The sequence below is a fragment of the Sphingomonas sp. NCPPB 2930 genome (assembly GCF_042867205.1).
Classification (GTDB): domain Bacteria; phylum Pseudomonadota; class Alphaproteobacteria; order Sphingomonadales; family Sphingomonadaceae; genus Sphingomonas.
Genome location: NZ_JBHZQU010000001.1, coordinates 653,184 through 659,682, shown reverse-complemented (window position 1 = coordinate 659,682; position 6,499 = coordinate 653,184). Strand labels below are relative to the sequence as shown.

Here is a 6,499-nt window from a genome sequence, read left to right as displayed (position 1 = left end):
CTGAACTGACGGTGTTGCCGCCCGATCTGGCGGTGCTGATGGTCGGCGCGACCGCGCGGCAGGCGGCCAGTCATACGGCCGCGGTGCAGGCGGGCTTTACCCGCGAGCCAGTCGATCCGGCGCTGTTCGCCCCGCTGGACGGGGCGTTCAACGGGGCGATGGCACGGGCTCTTGCCGAATGGAGTCAGGGTAAATGAAGAATTAACCGGTTGGTTTTAAGCCGTGTTCAACGGCCTGTGTTACCCATTCCCTGGTAGACGATATGGGGTAGGGAGCCCCGACGAGGTTGCATGATGATCGAGAACCAGAAGATCCGCCCTGCCAAGGTAATCGGGCCGCTCGGCGAACCGCTGACGCTCGAAACCTTGCCGCCGGCCAGCACGACCCGCTGGGTGGTCCGCCGCAAGGCGGAGGTGGTGGCGGCCGTCAATGGCGGATTGCTGTCGGTCGATGAAGTGTGCGACCGCTATGGCCTGTCGGTCGAGGAATTTGCGGGGTGGCAGCGCGCGATCGACCGGTCGGGCATGCCGGGCCTGCGCGTGACCCGCATCCAGCATTATCGCACCCTTTACGAACGCCAGCAGAAATATTGACAAATCGATTTTTGCGTCGAGTTGATGATACGGGTACGGAACAAGTAACGCCATTCGCACGTCTAAACCCCGTGTCCCGCTTGCGGGCCCAACGGAGGGAAAGACAATGGGTATTATCCTGTGGCTTATCGTCGGTGGTGTCATCGGCTGGCTGGCTAGCATCATCATGCGTACCGATGCTCAGCAGGGCATCTTCCTGAACATCGTCGTCGGTGTGGTCGGTGCGTTCATCGGCGGCCTGATCTTTGCCGGCGGTTCGATCAACAATGCCGGACTGACGCTGACGTCGTTCCTGGTTTCGCTGCTGGGCGCCGTCGTCCTGCTGGCGATCGTGAACCTGGTTCGTCGCGGCCGGGTACGTTAATCGCTCCCACAAAGGGCGATTAAACGAATGGGCCGTCCGGGCGACCGGGCGGCCCTTCTCGTATCACAATATGTTTTTGCCGCCGGGATCGTCCCGGCGGAATGAGCGACGCCCCCAAGCCGATCGGCCATGGGGGCGTCGTCCGTTCAGTTCAGCAGGAAGCGGACCGAGACATTGACCGTCACGTCGCGCTCGCCGGGGGCGATGCTGGTCTTGGCCACCGCGTCGCGCGCCATCGCCTGCATCATCATCGGGCGCTCGGGGCCGCCCGCATCCTGGCCATTTTCGGTGATCGACACGATCCGCGCGACCCGCAGCCCCGCCGCCTTGGCATAAAGCTCGGCACGCGCACGGGCTTTCTGGATGGCATCGGTGCGCGCCTCGTTCAGCGCGGCATCGGGATTGTCGATCGACAGATTGGGCCCGTCAATCTGGTTCGCGCCCTGCGCGACCAGCGCGTCGAGGACGCTGCCCGATTTGGCGATGTCGCGGAAACGGATGCTGAGCGTGTTGGTCGCCTGATAGCCGGTGATGGTCGGCGGGACATTCTCGCCATAGCGATATTGCGGCTGCAACTGCACCGTCGCGGTCTGGATGTCGCGATCGGCGACCCCGGCGCGTTTCACCGCCGCCAGCACGCGCGCCATGCGCTGCGCATTGTCGGACAGCGCGGCGGCGGCGGTCGCGCCCTGGCTGACCACACCCGCACGGATCGTCGCCAGGTCGGGGACGCGGCTCGTCCGCCCCTCGGCCGAGACGTCGAGGACCGCACCCGCCGCCGGGACCAGCGGCTCGACCGTGGTCGGCACGGACGCGCTCTGGGCCCAGGCGGCCCCCGGAATCAGCACGGCGGGCGCCAGTGCGGCGGCAAGCAGAATTTTGTTCATCATCATCTCCCGTTGATGCAGTTTGAAGCTGGCAAAGCTTTGGCGAGGCTCGGCAAAACGTGCGATGAACGCGCCGGAATCATTCTTGAGCCATCTTGATCCAGTATCGCGCAAAGACGCTTGAGCATGGTGATATATTTCTATAACACAGCGGGTCATGGCGCATCCCAAGGGTGAAAATGCGCACGAAGGATGCGGATCGGGGATCGGTGACGAACATGAATTACGAGACGGGGGCGATCGGTGGCGGCCGGCATCTGGGGCTGGAGGGGCCGACGCCCGCGCGGCGTGGGCGCTGGATCGCCATCGCCCTGGTGGTGATCGTGCTGGCGCTGGGCGGCTGGTACATGCTCGGCGGCAAGAAGCATGAGGCGGCCTCCGCCGCGGGTGCGGGGACGCAGGTGCCCAACATCACCGTCGTCGTGCCGGGGCAGCAGGCGGTCAGCCGGGTGGTCTCGGCCACCGGCACGCTGGCCGCGCGTCGCGAGATGCCGGTCGGCGTCGCGGGCGAGGGGGGCATGATCACCCGCGTCCTGGTCGAACCGGGCCAGTGGGTCCGCGCGGGCCAGGTGCTGGCGACCGTCGATCGCTCGGTCCAGACCCAGACCGCCTCGGCGCTGAACGCGCAGGTCGCGGTCGCGCAGTCGGATCAGCAGATCGCGCAGGCCGAGCTGGACCGCGCGCAGCAGCTGGTCGATCGCGGCTTCATCTCCAAGGCCGATCTCCAGCGCCGCGCCGCCACCCGCGACGCCGCCGCCGCGCGCGTCCGCGCCGCGCAGGCGACGTTCCGGGAAGCGCAGGCGCGCAACGGCCGCCTCGACATCCGTGCGCCCGCCGAAGGGCTGATCCTGACCCGCGCCGCCGAGCCGGGCCAGATCGTCAGCTCGGGCTCGGGCGTCCTCTTCCGCATGGCGATGGGCGGCCAGATGGAGCTGCGCGCGCAGCTGGCGGAGGCCGATCTGGTCGGCCTGGCCGTCGGGGCGCCCGCGACCGTCACTCCGGTCGGCGGCGACAAGACCTTCAAGGGCGAGGTGTGGCAGGTGTCGCCGGTCATCGATCCGCAGACGCGGCAGGGCGTGGCGCGCATCGCGCTGGCCTATGACCCCGCGCTGCGTCCCGGCGGCTTTGCGGCGGCGACGATCCGCGGCGGCGCGGGCCATGCCCCCGTCCTGCCGGACTCGGCGATCCAGAGCGACGACAAGGGCAGCTTCGTCTATATCGTCGGCGCAGACAACAAGGTCGCCCGGCGCGACATCAAGATCGGGCAGGTGTCCGACGACGGCGTCACCATCGCCTCGGGCCTGACCGGCAATGAGCGGGTGGTCCGCTCGGCGGGCGGCTTCCTGGCGGCGGGCCAGCTCGTCCATCCGATCCTCGGCGGCCCGGAGGCCAAGTGACATGAGTTTCCGCAACATCTCCGCCTGGGCGATCCGGAACCCCGTTCCGCCGATCGTCCTGTTCGTCGCGCTGACGCTGGCGGGGATCGTCAGCTTCATGCGGATGGACGTGAACAACGACCCCGACATCGACTTCCCGATCGTCGTGGTCGTGGTCAGCCAGCCGGGTGCGGCGCCGACCGAGCTGGAGACCCAGGTCACCCAGCGGGTCGAGGCGGCGTTGCGGAACCTCCAGGGCGTCGACCAGATCACCTCGACCGTGACCGAGGGCCAGTCGCAGACGCTGGTCCAGCTCGATATCGGCACCCCGATCGACCGTGCGGTCAGCGATGCGCGCGACGCGATCACCCAGATCCGCTCGATGCTGCCCGACGGCATCCTCGAGCCGCAGGTGATCCGCGTCGATTCGACCGATAACGACCTTGCCAGCTATTCGGCGGTCGCGTCCAACATGACGCCCGAACAGCTCAGCTGGTATATCGACAACAATGTCACCAAGGAGCTGTTGTCAGTCCCCGGCCTGTCCAAGGTCATCCGCAACGGCGGCGTGACGCGCGAGATCCGCGTGATCCTCGACCCGCTCAAGCTCCAGGCGCAGGGGCTGACCGCCAGCGAGGTCAACGCACAGCTGCGCATGACCAACCTGAACGCCGCCGGTGGTCGCGCCGAGATCGCGGGCACCGAGCAGGCGGTCCGCGTGCTGGGCAATGCGCGCAACGCCTATGATCTGGGCCAGAGCCAGATCAACGTGCGCGGCGGTCGCACCGTGCGGCTGGCCGATATCGCGACGGTGCGCGACCTTTATGCCGAGCGGCGCTCGCAGGCGGCGGTCGACGGGCGCCAGGTCATCAGCTTCGACTTTCAGCGTGCCAAGGGCGCCTCGGACGTCAGCGTCTATAATGGCGCGGTGGAAAAGCTGAAGGCGCTGGAAAAGCGCAATCCGGAGGTGAAGTTCGTCCTTCGCTCGAACAGCGTGAAATATACCGAGCAGCAATATGAAAGCGCCATCCATGCGATGATCGAGGGCGCGGTGCTGGCGGTGATCGTCGTGTTCCTGTTCCTGCGCGACTGGCGCGCGACGGTGATCTCGGCGCTGGCGATCCCGCTGTCGGCGATCCCGACCTTCTGGGTCATGGACCTGCTGGACTTCACGCTGAACCAGATGACGCTGCTGGCGCTCAGCCTGGTGGCGGGCGTGCTGGTCGACGATGCGATCGTGGAGATCGAGAATATCGTGCGCCATATGCGCATGGGCAAATCCGCCTATCAGGCGTCGATCGATGCGGCGGACGAGATCGGCCTGGCCGTGCTGGGCACCACCATGGCGATCGTCGCGGTGTTCCTGCCGGTGTCGATCATGCCGGGCGTGCCGGGCCAGTATTTCAAGAATTTCGGCCTGACCGTCGTCGTCTCGGTCCTTATGAGCCTGGCGGTGGCGCGCATGATCACCCCGATGATCGCGGCCTATTTCCTGAAGTCGGCGGGCCATGCCAGTCACGGCGAGGGGCGGCTGATGGACGCCTATATGGCGACGCTGCGCTGGTCGCTGCGCTATGACCGGCCGACCGACGGCGTGCGGCGCGGGGTGGTGCGGCGTTTCTTTGGGCGGTTCCGCGACCATCGCCTGTGGGTGATCGGCATCGGCTTTGCCGCCTTCGCGCTGACCGTCGTGATGTTCGCGGTCATCCCCAAGACCTTCCAGCCGCCGCAGGACAATGACCAGGCGGTCGCCAAGGTCGAGATGGTGCCGGGCACGACGCTGGCCCAGACCGACCAGGTCGTCCGCCGCGTCGCCGCGTTCCTGAAGAAGCAGCCCGATGTCGAATCGGTCTATTCGCGCACCAGCGTCGGCAATGGCCGCGTGGTCGCGACGCTGAAGGAGGATCGCTCGATGAAGAGCACCGACTTCGAACGGTCGCTGGCGCCCGAGCTGGCGGCGATCCCCGATGCGCGCGTGTCCTTCCAGTCGCAGTTCGGCTGGGGATCTAGCGGCCGCGACCTGACCATCACCCTGGGCGGCGACGATCCGGCGGTGCTGCGCGATACCGCCAACAAGATCGTCGAGCAGATGGGGACCGTCCCCGGCTTGGTCGCGCCGCGCATCGTCGGCAATCTCGACCGGCCCGAAATCGTCATCCGCCCGCGCCTCGACCTCGCGGCCAATCTGGGCGTGACGACGCAGGCGCTGTCGAGCGCGATCCGCATCGCGACGCTGGGCGATATCGACCAGAATTCGGCCCGCTTCTCGCTGTCCGATCGTCAGGTGCCGATCCGCGTCGCGCTAGACCAGAATGCCCGCGCCCGCCTGTCGACCATCCAGAACCTGCCGGTCCAGACCCAGACCGGCGGCTCAGTGCCATTGAGCGTCGTGGCGGATATCGGCCTGGGCGCGGGGCCGACTCAGATCGACCGCGTGAACCAGCGGCGGCAGATCACGGTCGGCGCCGACCTGGCCAAGGGCGTCATCAGCGGCGACGCGATGAAGAAGGTCCATGACCTGCCCATCATGAAGACCCTGCCCATGGGGGTCAGCGAGATGGTGCTGGGCCAGGCCAAGATGCAGAACGAGATGATGACCAACTTCTTCACGGCCATCATCTCGGCGGTGTTCATGGTCTTTGCGGTGCTGGTGCTGCTCTATCGCCGCTTCCTGCCGCCCTTCGTCAACATGGCCTCGCTGCTGCTGGCGCCACTGGGCGGGTTGCTGGCGCTGTATTTCACCGGCAATCCGCTGTCGCTGCCGGTCTATATCGGGCTGCTGATGCTGCTCGGCATCGTCGCCAAGAACTCGATCCTGCTGATCGACTTCGCGCTGGAGGAGATCGCCAAGGGCGTGCCGATCCGCGAGGCGGTGCTGGATGCGGGCCACAAGCGCGCCCAGCCGATCGTGATGACCACGGTGGCGATGGTCGCGGGCATGGTGCCGACCGCGCTGTCGCTGGGCGGCGACGGATCGTGGCGCAGCCCGATGGGCGTGACGGTGATTGGCGGGCTGGCGCTGTCGACCATCCTGACCCTGTTGATCGTGCCCGCGGCGTTCAGCCTGGCGGTGGGGGCGGAGCGCTGGATCGGGCCGCGCCTCGGCCGGCGTCTGCTGACCTACACCCCCGGCGACGAGCGGGGCGGGCCGGTGATCGAGGGGCCCGCGGGCGGCCCCGCGCTGCCCCCTGCGACGGGCAAGCTGGGCTATGATCCGGCGGAGTGACGCGGTGAATTGCTCCCCTTGCAGGAGAGCAATGGGTGGTTTCGTTACGCTTG

The 6,499-nt window shown here is 67.1% G+C and carries 6 protein-coding genes; 5 read left to right on the top strand and 1 reads right to left on the bottom strand.

The window, feature by feature from the left end:
• From ACFX59_RS03120 to ACFX59_RS03110, 3 genes are all read left to right on the top strand, one after another.
• Positions 1-197, top strand: a 197-nt coding sequence (locus tag ACFX59_RS03120) for a hypothetical protein (RefSeq protein ID WP_387429534.1), incomplete at its 5' end; no start/stop codon positions are given.
• 96 nt (positions 198-293) lie between these two features.
• Positions 294-593, top strand: a complete 300-nt coding sequence (locus ACFX59_RS03115) for a DUF1153 domain-containing protein (RefSeq protein ID WP_307104629.1) — start codon at positions 294-296, stop codon at positions 591-593.
• A gap of 106 nt (positions 594-699) precedes the next feature.
• Positions 700-957, top strand: a complete 258-nt coding sequence (locus tag ACFX59_RS03110; RefSeq protein ID WP_042483991.1) for a GlsB/YeaQ/YmgE family stress response membrane protein — start codon at positions 700-702, stop codon at positions 955-957.
• 146 nt (positions 958-1,103) lie between these two features.
• On the opposite strand, the gene ACFX59_RS03105 is transcribed toward ACFX59_RS03110, so the two are convergent.
• Entirely contained in the window at positions 1,104-1,847 is a 744-nt protein-coding gene (locus tag ACFX59_RS03105) for an SIMPL domain-containing protein (protein ID WP_387429531.1), read from the bottom strand.
• Positions 1,848-2,062: 215 nt separating this feature from the next.
• Between ACFX59_RS03105 and ACFX59_RS03100 the strand changes: the two genes are divergently transcribed.
• The gene (locus ACFX59_RS03100) at positions 2,063-3,241 is read left to right on the top strand and encodes an efflux RND transporter periplasmic adaptor subunit (RefSeq protein WP_387429634.1); all 1,179 of its coding nucleotides are present in this window, start codon (positions 2,063-2,065) and stop codon (positions 3,239-3,241) included.
• 1 nt (position 3,242) lies between these two features.
• Positions 3,243-6,446 carry an efflux RND transporter permease subunit gene (locus ACFX59_RS03095; protein ID WP_309700946.1) on the top strand — a complete coding sequence of 1,068 codons (3,204 nt, stop codon included), beginning with the start codon at positions 3,243-3,245 and terminating at the stop codon, positions 6,444-6,446.
• The last annotated feature ends 53 nt before the right edge of the window (positions 6,447-6,499 follow it).

Excerpts from the sequence above, each read along its gene's own strand:
- ACFX59_RS03115 (WP_307104629.1), top strand. The coding sequence starts at position 294 with ATGATCGAGAACCAGAAGATCCGCCCTGCCAAGGTAATCGGGCCGCTC.
- ACFX59_RS03110 (WP_042483991.1), top strand. The coding sequence starts at position 700 with ATGGGTATTATCCTGTGGCTTATCGTCGGTGGTGTCATCGGCTGGCTG.
- ACFX59_RS03105 (WP_387429531.1), bottom strand. The coding sequence starts at position 1,847 with ATGATGAACAAAATTCTGCTTGCCGCCGCACTGGCGCCCGCCGTGCTG.
- ACFX59_RS03100 (WP_387429634.1), top strand. The coding sequence starts at position 2,063 with ATGAATTACGAGACGGGGGCGATCGGTGGCGGCCGGCATCTGGGGCTG.
- ACFX59_RS03095 (WP_309700946.1), top strand. The coding sequence starts at position 3,243 with ATGAGTTTCCGCAACATCTCCGCCTGGGCGATCCGGAACCCCGTTCCG.